The organism is Inhella inkyongensis, from assembly GCF_005952805.1.
GTDB classification, from domain to species: domain Bacteria; phylum Pseudomonadota; class Gammaproteobacteria; order Burkholderiales; family Burkholderiaceae_C; genus Inhella; species Inhella inkyongensis.
The window spans coordinates 722820-739088 of the sequence record NZ_CP040709.1; the positions used below are offsets into that span (position 1 = coordinate 722820).

General features: G+C 58.3%; 10 protein-coding genes, 4 tRNA genes and 4 rRNA genes. 15 read left to right on the top strand and 3 right to left on the bottom strand.

Annotated elements, in window-relative coordinates; genetic code table 11:
* Positions 1-9: 9 nt before the first annotated feature.
* From FF090_RS03660 to lipA, 3 genes are read left to right on the top strand one after another with little or no spacing between them, the layout of a single operon-like run.
* Positions 10-276: a DUF493 family protein gene (locus FF090_RS03660; RefSeq protein ID WP_138855441.1), complete on the top strand. Its 267-nt coding sequence runs from the start codon at positions 10-12 to the stop codon at positions 274-276.
* A gap of 5 nt (positions 277-281) precedes the next feature.
* Positions 282-944 (top strand): lipoyl(octanoyl) transferase LipB, encoded by a 663-nt coding sequence (lipB, locus tag FF090_RS03665; protein ID WP_138855442.1) that lies wholly within the window; start codon positions 282-284, stop codon positions 942-944.
* A complete protein-coding gene (lipA, locus tag FF090_RS03670) occupies positions 941-1903 on the top strand; it encodes a lipoyl synthase (RefSeq protein ID WP_138855443.1) in 963 nt (320 codons plus the stop codon). Before lipB ends, lipA begins: the two co-directional genes overlap by 4 nt.
* Positions 1904-2002: 99 nt before the next feature.
* Here lipA and FF090_RS03675 read toward each other — a convergent pair whose 3' ends face one another.
* The 3 genes from FF090_RS03675 to FF090_RS03685 all read right to left on the bottom strand — a co-directional run bounded on the left by FF090_RS03675 (position 2003) and on the right by FF090_RS03685 (position 4978).
* A complete protein-coding gene (locus tag FF090_RS03675; protein WP_138855444.1) occupies positions 2003-2509 on the bottom strand; it encodes a TlpA family protein disulfide reductase in 507 nt (168 codons plus the stop codon).
* 29 nt (positions 2510-2538) lie between these two features.
* Positions 2539-3654: a response regulator gene (locus tag FF090_RS03680; RefSeq protein WP_138855445.1), complete on the bottom strand. Its 1116-nt coding sequence runs from the start codon at positions 3652-3654 to the stop codon at positions 2539-2541.
* An 88-nt stretch (positions 3655-3742) separates the two neighbouring features.
* A complete protein-coding gene (locus tag FF090_RS03685) occupies positions 3743-4978 on the bottom strand; it encodes a CaiB/BaiF CoA transferase family protein (protein WP_217503021.1) in 1236 nt (411 codons plus the stop codon).
* A gap of 36 nt (positions 4979-5014) precedes the next feature.
* On the opposite strand from FF090_RS03685, the gene FF090_RS03690 reads away from it, so the two are divergent.
* The 12 genes from FF090_RS03690 (at position 5015) to FF090_RS03745 (ending at position 16039) form a co-directional block, all read left to right on the top strand.
* Positions 5015-5530, top strand: coding sequence for a hypothetical protein (locus FF090_RS03690; protein ID WP_138855446.1), 516 nt, complete (start codon positions 5015-5017; stop codon positions 5528-5530).
* A 19-nt stretch (positions 5531-5549) separates the two neighbouring features.
* On the top strand, positions 5550-5924 hold the full coding sequence (locus FF090_RS03695) for a PTS sugar transporter subunit IIA (protein WP_175423505.1): 375 nt from the start codon (positions 5550-5552) through the stop codon (positions 5922-5924).
* A 35-nt stretch (positions 5925-5959) separates the two neighbouring features.
* Positions 5960-6229, top strand: coding sequence for an HPr family phosphocarrier protein (locus tag FF090_RS03700; RefSeq protein ID WP_138855448.1), 270 nt, complete (start codon positions 5960-5962; stop codon positions 6227-6229).
* 28 nt (positions 6230-6257) lie between these two features.
* The gene (gene ptsP / locus FF090_RS03705) at positions 6258-8012 is read left to right on the top strand and encodes a phosphoenolpyruvate--protein phosphotransferase (protein ID WP_138855449.1); all 1755 of its coding nucleotides are present in this window, start codon (positions 6258-6260) and stop codon (positions 8010-8012) included.
* Between the two features lie 381 nt (positions 8013-8393).
* A 16S ribosomal RNA gene (locus tag FF090_RS03710) occupies positions 8394-9922 on the top strand.
* 190 nt (positions 9923-10112) lie between these two features.
* Positions 10113-10189: transfer RNA gene (locus tag FF090_RS03715), tRNA-Ile, on the top strand.
* A 24-nt stretch (positions 10190-10213) separates the two neighbouring features.
* A tRNA-Ala gene (locus FF090_RS03720) sits at positions 10214-10289 on the top strand.
* Positions 10290-10569: 280 nt separating this feature from the next.
* A 23S ribosomal RNA gene (locus FF090_RS03725) occupies positions 10570-13446 on the top strand.
* A gap of 149 nt (positions 13447-13595) precedes the next feature.
* Positions 13596-13709, top strand: a 5S ribosomal RNA gene (gene rrf, locus FF090_RS03730).
* Positions 13710-14143: 434 nt separating this feature from the next.
* Positions 14144-15672, top strand: a 16S ribosomal RNA gene (locus tag FF090_RS03735).
* The 16S, 23S and 5S rRNA genes sit together here with 4 tRNA genes alongside, the layout of an rRNA operon.
* A 190-nt stretch (positions 15673-15862) precedes the next feature.
* Positions 15863-15939: transfer RNA gene (locus FF090_RS03740), tRNA-Ile, on the top strand.
* 24 nt (positions 15940-15963) lie between these two features.
* Positions 15964-16039 (top strand) — tRNA-Ala (locus FF090_RS03745).
* The last annotated feature ends 230 nt before the right edge of the window (positions 16040-16269 follow it).

A 16269-nucleotide genomic window follows, 5' to 3' on the forward strand; every position in this document is an offset into this window, starting at 1 on the left:
GAGTCGAGCATGAAGCCTGAAGAGTCATTGATTGAGTACCCGTCGCAGTTCCCCATCAAGGTGATGGGCGCCAAGGTGGACGGATTTGTCGAAGCCATCGCCCATGTGGCGCAGCAGTTTGATCCAGGCTTTGATGCCGCCACCATTGAGCAGCGCCCCTCCAAGGCGGGCAATTACCTCGGTTTGACGATCACGGTAACGGCCACCAGCCGTGAGCAACTCGACGAGCTCTATCGCACCTTGACCACGCACCCCATGGTGAAAGTGGTTCTGTAGCCCCCATGCAGATTCGACACCTGGGCCGGGTGGATTGGGCGGAGACGGCCGCCGCCATGCAGGCCTTTACGGCCGCGCGCGGCCCGGACACCGAGGATGAGTTGTGGCTTTGCGAGCATCCGCCCGTGTTCACCTTGGGCTTGGCTGCCAAACCGGAACACCTGCTGGCCCCAGGCGACATTCCGGTGGTTCAAAGCAACCGTGGCGGGCAAGTGACCTATCACGGCCCGGGCCAGATCGTGGCCTATCCCCTGGTGGACTTGGGGCGGCTGGGCATCTATGTGCGCGAGTATGTGTTCCGGCTGGAGGCGGCACTGATCCAGACCTTGGAGCGCCTGGGGTTCACCGGCCTGCGGGTGGCAGGGGCCCCCGGCATTTATGTGCGTCTGTCCGATCCGCGAGCCCATGCCGCGCCTAGTGGCCCCGCACTCGATCCCTTCGCGGGCTTGGGCAAAGTGGCGGCGCTAGGGGTCAAGATCAGCCGCCACTGCAGCTATCACGGCCTGGCGCTCAATGTGGCCATGGACCTTGAGCCCTTCCTGCGCATCAACCCCTGTGGTTATCCCGGATTGCGAACGGTGGACCTCGCTACACTCGGCGGCCCCAGCGATTGGGCGGCCGTTGCCGCCCTGCTCTCCGAGCGGCTGGCCGCGCAGTTACAGCCATGACCACCGACGACATCAGCTCCTACGATCCGACCCAAAAGCAAAAGGGTGACGCCAAGACCCGCCGCATTCCCATCAAGGTGGTGGCGGCCGAGGTGCTGAAGAAGCCGGATTGGATCCGCGTGCGCGCGGGCTCGCCCAATACGCGCTTCTATGAAATCAAGCAGATCCTGCGCGAGCACAAGCTGCACACGGTTTGCGAAGAGGCAAGCTGCCCCAATATCGGCGAATGCTTCGGCCATGGCACGGCCACCTTCATGATCATGGGGGACAAGTGCACCCGTCGCTGCCCCTTCTGTGACGTGGGGCATGGCCGCCCGGACCCGCTGGACCCGCAGGAGCCGGCGAATCTGGCCAAGACCATCGGCGCGCTCAAGTTGAAGTACGTCGTCATCACCAGCGTGGATCGTGACGACTTGAAGGATGGCGGCGCCCAGCACTTTGTGGACTGCATTCGCGCCACCCGCGAGGCCTCACCGGCCACCCGCATCGAGGTCCTGGTGCCCGACTTCCGGGGCCGCCTGGACCGCGCGCTGGACATCCTGAAGGCCGCGCCGCCTGATGTGATGAACCACAACCTCGAAACGGTGCCGCGTCTTTACAAGGAGGCGCGACCGGGCTCGGATTACGCTTTCTCGCTCAGCCTGCTGCAGCGCTTCAAGGAGGCTGTGCCCCATGTGCCGACCAAGAGCGGCTTGATGGTGGGCCTGGGCGAGACCGATGAAGAAATTCTGCAGGTGATGCGCGACCTGCGCGCGCACGGCGTGGACATGCTCACCATTGGCCAATACCTGGCGCCTACCGGCCACCACCTGCCCGTGCGGCGCTATGTCCACCCGGACACCTTCAAGATGTTCGAGCGCGAGGCGCAGGCCATGGGTTTCAGCCACGCCGCTGTGGGCGCCTTGGTGCGATCCAGCTACCACGCCGACCGCCAGGCGGCGGAAGCCGGCGCGATTTAGGCCCAACCCTGGTGCGGCCCCATGGGCCGCCTCCCTCTCATGAGGCCGCCGCCAGTGGTCCGGCGATGCCGGCTCCACGGCGGTTGCCTGATGGGGAATCTAGGCGGACAGCAGTTCTTCGATCAGTTTGTGCAGGGCCGGGAAATCCGGTTCGCCCAAGATGCGCTTGACGATGCGCCCCTGCTTGTCAATGACAAAGGTGGTGGGCGTCATGCGCACCGGCCCGAAGGCATGGGCAATGGCGCCGGTGTTGTCGATGGCCACGCCGAAGGGTAGCTGGCGGGTTTGGGCGAACTGGGCGACGTAGTCGGGTGGGTCGTACTGCATGGCCACGGCCAGGGTGTCAAAGGCCTGGTCCTTGAAGCGCTGGTGGGTGCGCATCAGTTCCGGCATTTCTTTGACACAGGTGGTGCAACTGGTGGCCCAGAAGTTCACCACCATGACCTTGCCGCGCCACTGGGCGCTGTCCATCTTCTTGCCATCCAGCAAGGTGTAGTCCACCACCGGTGCGGGCGTGCCGGCCTGCCAATGCCAAAGGGCGGCACCCGATGCGGCCGCTACAAGGCCCGCCAGCACGGGAAAAACGATACGTCGATTCAAAGCCATGCCCGATTGTCGCGTCGGGCAGAAGCGCCTCAAAGCCGCAGGGTCAACTCGGGGTCACCCTGGATCGCGGTCCGGCGCAGTAGCAGGGGCAACTGGCTTTCCATCTGCGCCTCACGACACAGGCTGAGGACCAGTCGGCGCTCTCGCGGAGTCGCGTCCTGGCTGAGGAACTCGATGATGGGGAAACGTGGCGCGTCGGCGCGGACGTGGCAACAAAACTGTTCGAGATCCGGGCCATGCAGGCGGCCGTCAACCAGGATGACCTCTGGCAGCCCTGCCAGGCAGTGCTGAAACGCTTGGTCGATGCTGGCTACTTGATCGACCAGCCAACCGGTCGGTTCCATCAGGGCCCGGACCTGTTGGATCAAAGGCGGATGCTGACTTACAAGCAGAGCTTGCCAGCCGGCAAAAGGTTGGGTGTTGCTGGCGGCCTCGTGGGCCGTCAGGCCCAGGTCGATTTGCTCGACCAGTTCTTGCATGCGTGGCAGCGGGAAGTCGAGGCAGGCCACGCAGATGCCGGCTTCGTCTTCGCGGCGAACTGAAACGCCCAGGCAACTGGCGATCTGAACGATGAGTTGCCAGTGCAGTCCCTTTTCTGCTGCGGCATGGGCCGCCACGGGCTGTTGATCCAGCTCCCTCACGGCGAACCGGCATCGCAGTCGGGCACGGATGGGCCAGGGGGTGAGCTGCACCACGATGTCTATGGAACTGCGGGTACGAATCAGGGCCCAATCCAACAAGGCATTGAGCAGGCTGGCGACCAGCGCGCCATCCCCCTCGATTTCGGCGGCTTCCAGCTCGGCTCGCAGCTGAAGACCGCGCACCGCAGCCTCGCGGCGGCGCTTCTCGACGACCTGTGCCACCAAGGTGTTCAGCGTCAAGGGCTCGCGCGCGGCCTGTACCCTGCCACTGCCCAGGCGGCCAATTTGCTGCGCCAGCAAGGCGTTGTCACGAGCACGACGCAGTGGTTCGCGCAAGGCGGCCAGCGCGGCGCCGGCTTCGCCGGCCTCGGTGAGTTGGAGTTCTTTGAGCCGTTCCAGGGCCACCAGCAGGGGCTGCACCACCTCTGAGCCTAGCTGAACCAAGATGTCGGCGTAGGGCGTGCTAGGCAGTCCGGGGTCGCTTGTCGAAGCGGCGGGGGGCATGGGCTCGGGTTGAGTAAGCGAAAACCCGGCGAGTGTGTGAACTCCATGCGACGGCGTCCATCCCGGAGTCCGGGGGAGGCGATGAACGCTAGCCCAATGCGCCCGAGCGGCGCCACTCGGCAATGGCCTCAGGGCTGGTCTCAAGCCATTCCTTCAGGATCTCGTCACTGTGTTGGCCCAGGCGGGGCGGGGCAAGCCGGTATTGGATGGGCGTGCCGCTGAATTTGATGGGGTTGCCCACCTGGCGAAGGGCCGGCTCCAAGGGGTGGTCCAACTGCACCACCATGCCGCGCGCCTCGGCTTGGGGCGAAGCCAATGCGGCCTCCACGGTCTCGATCGGCGCGCAGGGCACTCCCGCAATTTCCAACTGGGTGAGCCAGTGCGCACGGGTTGACTGCTGGAGCACCTGTTGGATTGCCTCAGCCAACTCAGCACGATGCGCTACTCGCGCCGAGTTGGTTCGGTAGCGCGGGTCCTGTGCCAGTTGGGGCTGATTGAGCGTCTGCGCCAGTCGCTCGAACTGCCGATCGTTGCCGACGGCAATGATCAAGTGCCCGTCGGCGGCCGCGTAGCTCTGATACGGCGCGATGCTGGGATGGGCATTGCCTTGTCGAGTCGGTTGGGCGCCACCACACAGGCTTTGGCTGCCCAAATTGGCCAACATGGCGAGTTGGGAGTCCAGCAAGGCCAAGTCAATGTGTTGTCCTTGCCCGGTTCGATCTCGATGGCGCAGTGCCGCCAGCATGGCCACGCTGGCATTCATGCCGGTAAACAGGTCGGCCACGGCCACACCGACTTTCTGCGGTCCCGCCCCAGCTTCTCCGTCGGCGGCGCCGGTCACGCTCATCAATCCTCCCAGGCCCTGGACCACAAAGTCGTAGCCCGGCCTTTCGGCCCAAGGGCCGGTTTGTCCGAAGCCCGTGATTGAGCAAACGATCAAAGCCGGAAAGTCTGCTTGCAATTGCGCTGGTGCCAGGCCATAGCGAGCCAGGTCGCCGACCTTGAAGTTCTCCACCAGGATGTCAGCCCGGGCGGCCAGTTCGCGCACCAAGGCTTGACCCTGAGGGTGCGCCAAATCCACGGTGATGGAGCGCTTGTTGCGATTCGCGCAGAGGAAGTAGGCCGACTCCGCACTGTCCTGTCCATCGGCTTCGCGCAGAAAGGGCGGTCCCCAGGCGCGCGTGTCGTCCCCGCGCCCGGGGCGCTCCACCTTGATCACGTCAGCCCCCAGGTCGGCCAACATCTGAGTACTCCAAGGTCCAGCAAGGACGCGGCTGAGATCCAAGATGCGGACGCCGCTGAGGGGAAGCAAAGCTGAGTTCATGGCCGATTGTCGTGAGCGGACCTCGATAATTCCGCCATGCGAGCTTTGAATGCATGGCGCTTGATGGCCGTTAGCCTGCTATTTGGGAGTCTTGTGGCCTGCTTCCCGGCCATGGATTGGCGTGAGATGCCGGTCAGCGAGGCTGCACTCAAGGTCCAGTTCCCATGCAAGCCAGTGCGTCGGATGGTGTCGGATCGTGGGTTGTTGCACTGCGAGGCCCAAGAAATTGGTTTCTCGCTCTCCTGGTTGCAATTCCAGGACCCAGCGATCATGCGTCAAGCGTTGCAGGCTGCTCCTCAAGCGCTGGCCGAGCGCCTTGGCTCGCAGGCAAAGATTCGGCGATTGACGGGCGATATCGGGGCAGAGGTTCCGGCCGGTGCGTTGGCGTGGCCAGAGTCTGGGGTGTGGCTCATTGAGACTGCGGATGGCACCAGTCGACTGCTGGTTTGGGCGCACGGCCTGACGCTGTATCAGGCGGTCGTTCGGGGGGGGGCTAACACCGCCGAAGTGGCCCAGCGGTTTTTCCATGGGCTGAGCCATACCCAGCACTAGGACTGAAAGGTTTGCGGTGGTGAAGATCATCTTGGTGGCGCATGCTCCGCTGGCGAGTGCCCTCCTTGCGGTGGCGCAGCATGTCTTTCCGCAGTGCGCGCAGACCTTGAGCGTTTTGGATGTGGCACCGGAGTGGGATCAGGCCGTGACGCTGGAGAGGATTCAGTCCTTGCTGCCGCCGCGCGGCGAGGTGCTGTTGTTGGTTGACGTGCTGGGGGCAACCCCCGGCAATGCGGCGCAAGCCTTGGCTGATGGCCGGACCGAGACCTCTGTGGTGGGCGGGGTCAACGTGCCAATGTTGTGGCGCTCCCTGTGCTATGCACATGAATCGTTGTCGATGTTGGCCGACCGTGCCCGTGAGGGTGGCCAACGCGGCATTGCGGGCGGCCCCTGACTCGGCGTTCGGTGGTTCGCGGCTAAGCTCCAGGCATGCTGAAGTCAACCCTGCGCATCAACAACAAGCTCGGCTTGCACGCACGAGCCTCCGCAAAGCTGACCAAACTGGCTGGAAGCTTCAAGTCCGAAGTCTTTCTTAGTCGCAATGGGCGGCGCGTCAATGCCAAGAGCATCATGGGTGTGATGATGTTGGCAGCCGGCCTAGGTAGCGATGTGGAGCTGGAGGTCGACGGCGAGGACGAGGCCACGGCCATGGAGGCTCTGTCCGCTTTGGTCAACGGCAAGTTCGGCGAGGCCGAATAGGCGCCATTTCTGTCGGCGGGTTGGCACTATGAGCTTTCAGGTATTTGGATTGGCCGTGTCTCGCGGGGTCGCTATCGGGAGGGCGGTCCTGGTTGCGTCCAGTCGGCTCGATGTTGCGCATTACTTCATCGAGGAGGCGGACATTGCGCGGGAGGTCTCCCGCTGCCGTGCGGCGAGGGACCAAGTGGCGGAAGAGCTAATCCGACTGCGTGCCGATCTGACCGATGAAGCCCCGCCGGAGTTGGGGGCCTTGTTGGACGTCCACCTCATGCTGGCGCGAGATGACGCACTTTGCGAAAGTGCGCTGCACTGGATTCAGGAGCGCCGCTACAACGCCGAGTGGGCGTTGTCCGCGCAACTGGAGGTCTTGGCTCGCCAATTTGATGACATGGAAGACGAGTACCTGCGCGAGCGCAAAGTCGATCTAGAGCAGGTGGTTGGCCGCATGTTGTCGACCCTGGCAGGGCAGGAGAGCCCCGGCATGGCCGCCATGGGGCAGGGCGCCCGAGACTTTGCGGGTGCGGATCCGTTGGTCTTGGTGGCTGCTGACATCTCCCCGGCCGATATGTTGGGGTTCCGGGACGGCGTCTTTAAGGGCTTCATCACCGACATCGGGGGCAAGACCTCGCACACTGCCATTGTGGCCAGAAGCATGGACATCCCAGCCGTGGTCGGAACCCGTGAAGCCAGTCGGCTGATTCGCCAAGATGACTGCGTCATCATCGATGGCGATGCCGGCGCGGTGATCGTTAACCCCTCGCCCATCGTGCTGGAGGAGTACCGCTTCCGCCAACGGCAGGCTGAACTGGAGCGGGCGCGGCTTTCTCGATTGCGGCACACCCGGGCGGTGACCTTGGACGGTCAATCGGTGGAGATGTTGGCCAACATCGAGCTCCCGCAAGACGCCCAAGGCGCCGTCGAAGCAGGCGCCGAGGGCGTTGGTCTATTTCGAAGCGAGTTCTTGTTCATGAACCGAGGCGGGCAGTTGCCCGCCGAGGAGGAGCAGTTCGAGGCCTACAAGGCTGTGGTGATGGGCATGCAAGGCCGCCCAGTCACCATTCGAACAGTCGACGTCGGAGCCGACAAGCCCCTTGAGCGTTCGCTGGGAGGCGAGGGAAGACATGACCATGTATTGAACCCTGCCCTGGGGATGCGGGCGATTCGATGGAGCCTGAGCGAGCCTGGAATGTTTCGACAGCAACTGCGGGCGATCCTGCGCGCTAGCGCGCATGGACCGGTGCGCCTGCTTGTGCCCATGGTCACTCATCTTTGGGAGATCAAACAGGTCCATGAATGTCTGGCACGCGTGCGCTCCCAACTTGCCGATGGGCAGGTCGCCATAGGTCATGTCGAGCTAGGGATCATGATTGAAGTGCCTGCAGCTGCGCTCATCCTCCCTTCGTTGCTGCCTTGGGTGGACTTCATATCAATTGGAACCAACGACCTGATTCAGTACACCTTGGCGATCGACCGAGCCGACGAATCAGTGGCCCATCTCTATGACCCGTGGCATCCCGCCGTACTGGGTTTGCTTGAACAAGTCATCCGTCAGACGCGTGCAGCCGGCAAGAGCGTCTGCGTGTGTGGAGAAATGGCGGGCGACACGTTGTTCACGGAGACACTGCTGGCTATGGGGCTCCGATCGTTCTCTATGCATCCCGCCCAGATCGCGACAGTCAAGCAGCGCATCCTCCGAGCCGATACTGCTAGATTGGCTTCAACCCTAGGGAGCCTCCTAACTTCTGAGCAGCTTGCAGCAGCAAGTGCGCAAGAGCTTCATTGAAATTTGAAAACACGCCGCATTGAACGAAAAATCTTGCTATAGTTGCGGGCTTCGCTGATCAAACAGCTGCCGGTAACGGTGGTGAGCGGCGAAGGGAAGTGAGGGTCGGCATCGCCGAGCGGCTTGAAGAAAGTTTCTCGAAGGTGTTGACAGGCGGATCGAAACGCTGCAATAATCTCGCTTCTGCGCTGACAATAACGAGTCGGCGACGCAAGAAAGTTCAGGAAACTGGGTTGATTGCGAAAGTTCTTTAACAAGTTGCAGCCAATAAGCGTGGGCACTTGAAGTTGAGTTGCTCTGTAGCAATACGGAGTCTTGCTTGAAGTGCTCGCGGATAGAGAAGTGAAGTTCACTTCGATTCCGTTGAGTGAAAAACAGATCGAACTGTAGAGTTTGATCCTGGCTCAGATTGAACGCTGGCGGCATGCCTTACACATGCAAGTCGAACGGTAACGCGGGGCAACCTGGCGACGAGTGGCGAACGGGTGAGTAATGCATCGGAACGTGCCTGGTAGTGGGGGATAACTGCTCGAAAGAGCAGCTAATACCGCATACGACCTGAGGGTGAAAGGGGGGGATCGCAAGACCTCTCGCTATCAGAGCGGCCGATGTCGGATTAGCTAGTTGGTGGGGTAAAGGCCCACCAAGGCGACGATCCGTAGCTGGTCTGAGAGGACGACCAGCCACACTGGGACTGAGACACGGCCCAGACTCCTACGGGAGGCAGCAGTGGGGAATTTTGGACAATGGACGCAAGTCTGATCCAGCCATGCCGCGTGCGGGAAGAAGGCCTTCGGGTTGTAAACCGCTTTTGTCAGGGAAGAAATCTTCTGGACTAATACTCTGGGAGGATGACGGTACCTGAAGAATAAGCACCGGCTAACTACGTGCCAGCAGCCGCGGTAATACGTAGGGTGCAAGCGTTAATCGGAATTACTGGGCGTAAAGCGTGCGCAGGCGGTTATGCAAGACAGGTGTGAAATCCCCGAGCTCAACTTGGGAACTGCACTTGTGACTGCATAGCTAGAGTACGGTAGAGGGGAGTGGAATTCCGCGTGTAGCAGTGAAATGCGTAGATATGCGGAGGAACACCGATGGCGAAGGCAGCTCCCTGGACCTGTACTGACGCTCATGCACGAAAGCGTGGGGAGCAAACAGGATTAGATACCCTGGTAGTCCACGCCCTAAACGATGTCAACTGGTTGTTGGGAGGGTTTCTTCTCAGTAACGTAGCTAACGCGTGAAGTTGACCGCCTGGGGAGTACGGCCGCAAGGTTGAAACTCAAAGGAATTGACGGGGACCCGCACAAGCGGTGGATGATGTGGTTTAATTCGATGCAACGCGAAAAACCTTACCTACCCTTGACATGGCAGGAATCCTGAAGAGATTTGGGAGTGCTCGCAAGAGAACCTGCACACAGGTGCTGCATGGCCGTCGTCAGCTCGTGTCGTGAGATGTTGGGTTAAGTCCCGCAACGAGCGCAACCCTTGTCATTAGTTGCTACGAAAGGGCACTCTAATGAGACTGCCGGTGACAAACCGGAGGAAGGTGGGGATGACGTCAGGTCCTCATGGCCCTTATGGGTAGGGCTACACACGTCATACAATGGCCGGGACAGAGGGCTGCCAACCCGCGAGGGGGAGCCAATCCCAGAAACCCGGTCGTAGTCCGGATCGTAGTCTGCAACTCGACTGCGTGAAGTCGGAATCGCTAGTAATCGCGGATCAGCTTGCCGCGGTGAATACGTTCCCGGGTCTTGTACACACCGCCCGTCACACCATGGGAGCGGGTTCCGCCAGAAGTAGTTAGCCTAACCGCAAGGAGGGCGATTACCACGGCGGGGTTCGTGACTGGGGTGAAGTCGTAACAAGGTAGCCGTATCGGAAGGTGCGGCTGGATCACCTCCTTTCTAGAAAATGACGAAGCCGGTTGTTCAGTTCGCTGAGCAACGAGAGCGGAGTCGAATCAAAGACTCAACTTTGATGTGCCCACACTTATTGGCTGCAGCGGTAACAGCAGTGACTAGCATTGGTCAGAAGATGATCGATGGAGATTGGGCCGGCTGAAGAGAAGGCACGGCTCATGCAGCAAGAATGCGTGGGTCTGTAGCTCAGTCGGTTAGAGCACCGTCTTGATAAGGCGGGGGTCGTTGGTTCGAATCCAACCAGACCCACCACGATCGCGACGCGAATCGGGAATCGGGGGATTAGCTCAGCTGGGAGAGCACCTGCTTTGCAAGCAGGGGGTCGTCGGTTCGATCCCGTCATCCTCCACCAACACTAGTTACAACGCTGGCAAACATGAGTGACGCACGGAAAGCGCGCGTTATTGATGTTTGCCAGAGAGGGCCGATGGCCCGTCTGCTGTTCTTTAACAATTTGTAGAGTCGAAATCAGCGCTGTGAAGCGAAGGCTTCATAGCATTGGATTGCGTCAACAAACATTCGACGGTCTGCGAAAGCAGATTGAAGATGTACATTGAAGAACGGCGAACGCAAACGATCGAACTCTAAATCGATCGAGTCCTTGACGACATCGCGAGATGTCAAAGTTATAGGGTCAAGTGACTAAGTGCATGTGGTGGATGCCTTGGCAATTACAGGCGACGAAGGACGTGATAGCCTGCGATAAGCTTCGGGGAGCTGGCAAATTAGCTTTGATCCGGAGATTTCCGAATGGGGAAACCCACCGCGCGAGCGGTATTGCATGCTGAATACATAGGCATGCAAGGCGAACCGGGTGAACTGAAACATCTCAGTAGCTCGAGGAACAGACATCAACCGAGATTCCGAAAGTAGTGGCGAGCGAAATCGGAGGAGCCTGCGTAATTTAGCAGCACGCATATCAAAACGGGATGGAAAGCCCGGCCATAGAAGGTGATAGCCCTGTATGAGAAATGCCTGCTGTGGAACTGAGTACGCGACAAGTAGGGCGGGACACGTGTAATCCTGTCTGAAGATGGGGGGACCATCCTCCAAGGCTAAATACTCGTAATTGACCGATAGTGAACAAGTACCGTGAGGGAAAGGCGAAAAGAACCCCGGGAGGGGAGTGAAATAGATCCTGAAACCGCATGCATACAAAAAGTAGGAGCCCGCAAGGGTGACTGCGTACCTTTTGTATAATGGGTCAGCGACTTACATTCAGTGGCGAGCTTAACCGAGTAGGGAAGGCGTAGGGAAACCGAGTCCGAACAGGGCGAATTAGTCGCTGGGTGTAGACCCGAAACCAGGTGATCTATCCATGGCCAGGATGAAGGTGCGGTAACACGCACTGGAGGTCCGAACCGACTAGTGTTGCAAAACTAGCGGATGAGCTGTGGATAGGGGTGAAAGGCTAAACAAACCTGGAGATAGCTGGTTCTCTCCGAAAACTATTTAGGTAGTGCCTCAAGTATTACCGTCGGGGGTAGAGCACTGTTTAGGCTAGGGGGTCATGGCGACTTACCAAACCTATGCAAACTCCGAATACCGATGAGTACAGCTTGGGAGACAGTGCACCGGGTGCTAACGTCCGGACACAAGAGGGAAACAACCCAGACCGCCAGCTAAGGTCCCCAAAATTGGCTAAGTGGGAAACGAAGTGGGAAGGCTAAAACAGTCAGGATGTTGGCTTAGAAGCAGCCATCATTTAAAGAAAGCGTAATAGCTCACTGATCGAGTCGTCCTGCGCGGAAGATGTAACGGGGCTAAGCCAGTTACCGAAGCTGCGGATGCACAGCAATGTGCGTGGTAGGAGAGCGTTCTGTAAGCCTGTGAAGGTGGGTTGTGAAGCCTGCTGGAGGTATCAGAAGTGCGAATGCTGACATGAGTAGCGTTAAAGGGGGTGAAAAGCCCCCTCGCCGTAAGCGCAAGGTTTCCTACGCAACGTTCATCGGCGTAGGGTGAGTCGGCCCCTAAGGCGAGGCAGAGATGCGTAGCTGATGGGAAACAGGTCAATATTCCTGTACCGATCAATAGTGCGATGTGGGGACGGAGAAGGTTAGCTCAGCCGGGTGTTGGATGTCCCGGTTCAAGCATGTAGGCGTGCTCTTTAGGCAAATCCGGAGAGCTTAGCTGAGGTGTGATAACGAGTCTGCTTGCAGACGAAGTGAGTGATACCCTGCTTCCAGGAAAAGCCACTAAGCTTCAGCTATTGACGACCGTACCGCAAACCGACACTGGTGCGCGAGATGAGTATTCTAAGGCGCTTGAGAGAACTCTGGAGAAGGAACTCGGCAAATTGACACCGTAACTTCGGAAGAAGGTGTGCCTTGAGTAGGTGAAGTTGTACAGATGGAGCCGAAAGAGGTCGCAGAGAATCGGTGGCTGCGACTGTTTACTAAAAACACAGCACTCTGCAAAGACGAAAGTCGACGTATAGGGTGTGACGCCTGCCCGGTGCTGGAAGATTAAATGATGGGGTGCAAGCTCTTGATTGAAGTCCCAGTAAACGGCGGCCGTAACTATAACGGTCCTAAGGTAGCGAAATTCCTTGTCGGGTAAGTTCCGACCTGCACGAATGGCGTAACGATGGCCACACTGTCTCCTCCAGAGACTCAGCGAAGTTGAAATGTTTGTGATGATGCAATCTCCCCGCGGAAAGACGGAAAGACCCCATGAACCTTTACTGTAGCTTTACATTGGACTTTGAACAGATCTGTGTAGGATAGGTGGGAGGCTTTGAAGTAAGGTCGCTAGATCTTATGGAGCCGACGTTGAAATACCACCCTGGTGTGTTTGAGGTTCTAACCTTGGCCCGTGATCCGGGTTGGGGACAGTGTATGGTGGGCAGTTTGACTGGGGCGGTCTCCTCCCAAAGCGTAACGGAGGAGTTCGAAGGTACGCTAGGTACGGTCGGAAATCGTGCTGATAGTGCATAGGCATAAGCGTGCTTGACTGCGAGACTGACAAGTCGAGCAGGTAGGAAACTAGGACTAAGTGATCCGGTGGTTCTGTATGGAAGGGCCATCGCTCAACGGATAAAAGGTACTCTGGGGATAACAGGCTGATACCGCCCAAGAGTTCATATCGACGGCGGTGTTTGGCACCTCGATGTCGGCTCATCTCATCCTGGGGCTGTAGCCGGTCCCAAGGGTATGGCTGTTCGCCATTTAAAGAGGTACGTGAGCTGGGTTTAAAACGTCGTGAGACAGTTTGGTCCCTATCTTCCGTGGGCGCTGCAGAATTGAGAGAGCCTGCTCCTAGTACGAGAGGACCGGAGTGGACGCACCGCTGGTGTATCGGTTGTCATGCCAATGGCATTGCCGAGTAGCTAAGTGCGGAAGAGATAACCGCTGAAAGCATCTAAGCGGGAAACTCGTCTCAAGATGAGTTCTGCCGGGGCCTTGAGCCCCCTAAAGAGTCGTTCGAGACCAGGACGTTGATAGGCTGGGTGTGGAAGCGCAGTAATGCGTTAAGCTAACCAGTACTAATTGCTCGTGAGGCTTGACCCTATAACCTTGACATTCCTGTCAGGGTTGCGAAAACCGTTCTTCAATAGAACACGCAATCCAAAGCTGATTTCTTCGCATACAATGCGGACTCTACAAATTGGGTTGGCAGACCTTCTTCAGTGAAGTCAGCTGCCAGCCAACAAGTCAAGCCTGATGACCATAGCGAGTTGGTCCCACCCCTTCCCATCCCGAACAGGACCGTGAAACAACTCAGCGCCGATGATAGTGCGGATCGCCCGTGTGAAAGTAGGACATCGTCAGGCTATTAACACCCAAAACCCCCTCCAGCGAAGCTGGTGGGGGTTTTGCTATTTATGCAAGGGTCCACTTTTATGCTCGTTAACACTGAGGTGTTTGGGAGTTGAAGTGATGACCAAGCCCGCAAGGATCGGCCAAAGCCGACCCTGAGGGCGGCGGGGAGTCGGCATTGCCGGGCGGCTTGAAGAAAGTTTCTCGAAGGTGTTGACAGGCGGATCGAAACGCTGCAATAATCTCGCTTCTGCGCTGACAATAACGAGTCGGCGACGCAAGAAAGTTCAGGAAACTGGGTTGATTGCGAAAGTTCTTTAACAAGTTGCAGCCAATAAGCGTGGGCACTTGAAGTTGAGTTGCTCTGTAGCAATACGGAGTCTTGCTTGAAGTGCTCGCGGATAGAGAAGTGAAGTTCACTTCGATTCCGTTGAGTGAAAAACAGATCGAACTGTAGAGTTTGATCCTGGCTCAGATTGAACGCTGGCGGCATGCCTTACACATGCAAGTCGAACGGTAACGCGGGGCAACCTGGCGACGAGTGGCGAACGGGTGAGTAATGCATCGGAACGTGCCTGGTAGTGGGGGATAACTGCTCGAAAGAGCAGCTAATACCGCATACGACCTGAGGGTGAAAGGGGGGGATCGCAAGACCTCTCGCTATCAGAGCGGCCGATGTCGGATTAGCTAGTTGGTGGGGTAAAGGCCCACCAAGGCGACGATCCGTAGCTGGTCTGAGAGGACGACCAGCCACACTGGGACTGAGACACGGCCCAGACTCCTACGGGAGGCAGCAGTGGGGAATTTTGGACAATGGACGCAAGTCTGATCCAGCCATGCCGCGTGCGGGAAGAAGGCCTTCGGGTTGTAAACCGCTTTTGTCAGGGAAGAAATCTTCTGGACTAATACTCTGGGAGGATGACGGTACCTGAAGAATAAGCACCGGCTAACTACGTGCCAGCAGCCGCGGTAATACGTAGGGTGCAAGCGTTAATCGGAATTACTGGGCGTAAAGCGTGCGCAGGCGGTTATGCAAGACAGGTGTGAAATCCCCGAGCTCAACTTGGGAACTGCACTTGTGACTGCATAGCTAGAGTACGGTAGAGGGGAGTGGAATTCCGCGTGTAGCAGTGAAATGCGTAGATATGCGGAGGAACACCGATGGCGAAGGCAGCTCCCTGGACCTGTACTGACGCTCATGCACGAAAGCGTGGGGAGCAAACAGGATTAGATACCCTGGTAGTCCACGCCCTAAACGATGTCAACTGGTTGTTGGGAGGGTTTCTTCTCAGTAACGTAGCTAACGCGTGAAGTTGACCGCCTGGGGAGTACGGCCGCAAGGTTGAAACTCAAAGGAATTGACGGGGACCCGCACAAGCGGTGGATGATGTGGTTTAATTCGATGCAACGCGAAAAACCTTACCTACCCTTGACATGGCAGGAATCCTGAAGAGATTTGGGAGTGCTCGCAAGAGAACCTGCACACAGGTGCTGCATGGCCGTCGTCAGCTCGTGTCGTGAGATGTTGGGTTAAGTCCCGCAACGAGCGCAACCCTTGTCATTAGTTGCTACGAAAGGGCACTCTAATGAGACTGCCGGTGACAAACCGGAGGAAGGTGGGGATGACGTCAGGTCCTCATGGCCCTTATGGGTAGGGCTACACACGTCATACAATGGCCGGGACAGAGGGCTGCCAACCCGCGAGGGGGAGCCAATCCCAGAAACCCGGTCGTAGTCCGGATCGTAGTCTGCAACTCGACTGCGTGAAGTCGGAATCGCTAGTAATCGCGGATCAGCTTGCCGCGGTGAATACGTTCCCGGGTCTTGTACACACCGCCCGTCACACCATGGGAGCGGGTTCCGCCAGAAGTAGTTAGCCTAACCGCAAGGAGGGCGATTACCACGGCGGGGTTCGTGACTGGGGTGAAGTCGTAACAAGGTAGCCGTATCGGAAGGTGCGGCTGGATCACCTCCTTTCTAGAAAATGACGAAGCCGGTTGTTCAGTTCGCTGAGCAACGAGAGCGGAGTCGAATCAAAGACTCAACTTTGATGTGCCCACACTTATTGGCTGCAGCGGTAACAGCAGTGACTAGCATTGGTCAGAAGATGATCGATGGAGATTGGGCCGGCTGAAGAGAAGGCACGGCTCATGCAGCAAGAATGCGTGGGTCTGTAGCTCAGTCGGTTAGAGCACCGTCTTGATAAGGCGGGGGTCGTTGGTTCGAATCCAACCAGACCCACCACGATCGCGACGCGAATCGGGAATCGGGGGATTAGCTCAGCTGGGAGAGCACCTGCTTTGCAAGCAGGGGGTCGTCGGTTCGATCCCGTCATCCTCCACCAACACTAGTTACAACGCTGGCAAACATGAGTGACGCACGGAAAGCGCGCGTTATTGATGTTTGCCAGAGAGGGCCGATGGCCCGTCTGCTGTTCTTTAACAATTTGTAGAGTCGAAATCAGCGCTGTGAAGCGAAGGCTTCATAGCATTGGATTGCGTCAACAAACATTCGACGGTCTGCGAAAGCAGATTGAAGATGTACATTGAAGAACGGCGAACGCAAACGATCGAA

What these genes read in the sequence shown, in the direction of transcription:
- ptsP (WP_138855449.1), top strand. Translation starts at nt 6,258, where the DNA reads ATGAGCTTTCAGGTATTTGGATTGGCCGTGTCTCGCGGGGTCGCTATC.
- FF090_RS03690 (WP_138855446.1), top strand. Translation starts at nt 5,015, where the DNA reads ATGCGAGCTTTGAATGCATGGCGCTTGATGGCCGTTAGCCTGCTATTT.
- lipA (WP_138855443.1), top strand. Translation starts at nt 941, where the DNA reads ATGACCACCGACGACATCAGCTCCTACGATCCGACCCAAAAGCAAAAG.
- FF090_RS03660 (WP_138855441.1), top strand. Translation starts at nt 10, where the DNA reads ATGAAGCCTGAAGAGTCATTGATTGAGTACCCGTCGCAGTTCCCCATC.
- FF090_RS03675 (WP_138855444.1), bottom strand. Translation starts at nt 2,509, where the DNA reads ATGGCTTTGAATCGACGTATCGTTTTTCCCGTGCTGGCGGGCCTTGTA.
- FF090_RS03680 (WP_138855445.1), bottom strand. Translation starts at nt 3,654, where the DNA reads ATGCCCCCCGCCGCTTCGACAAGCGACCCCGGACTGCCTAGCACGCCC.
- FF090_RS03685 (WP_217503021.1), bottom strand. Translation starts at nt 4,978, where the DNA reads ATGAACTCAGCTTTGCTTCCCCTCAGCGGCGTCCGCATCTTGGATCTC.
- lipB (WP_138855442.1), top strand. Translation starts at nt 282, where the DNA reads ATGCAGATTCGACACCTGGGCCGGGTGGATTGGGCGGAGACGGCCGCC.
- FF090_RS03700 (WP_138855448.1), top strand. Translation starts at nt 5,960, where the DNA reads ATGCTGAAGTCAACCCTGCGCATCAACAACAAGCTCGGCTTGCACGCA.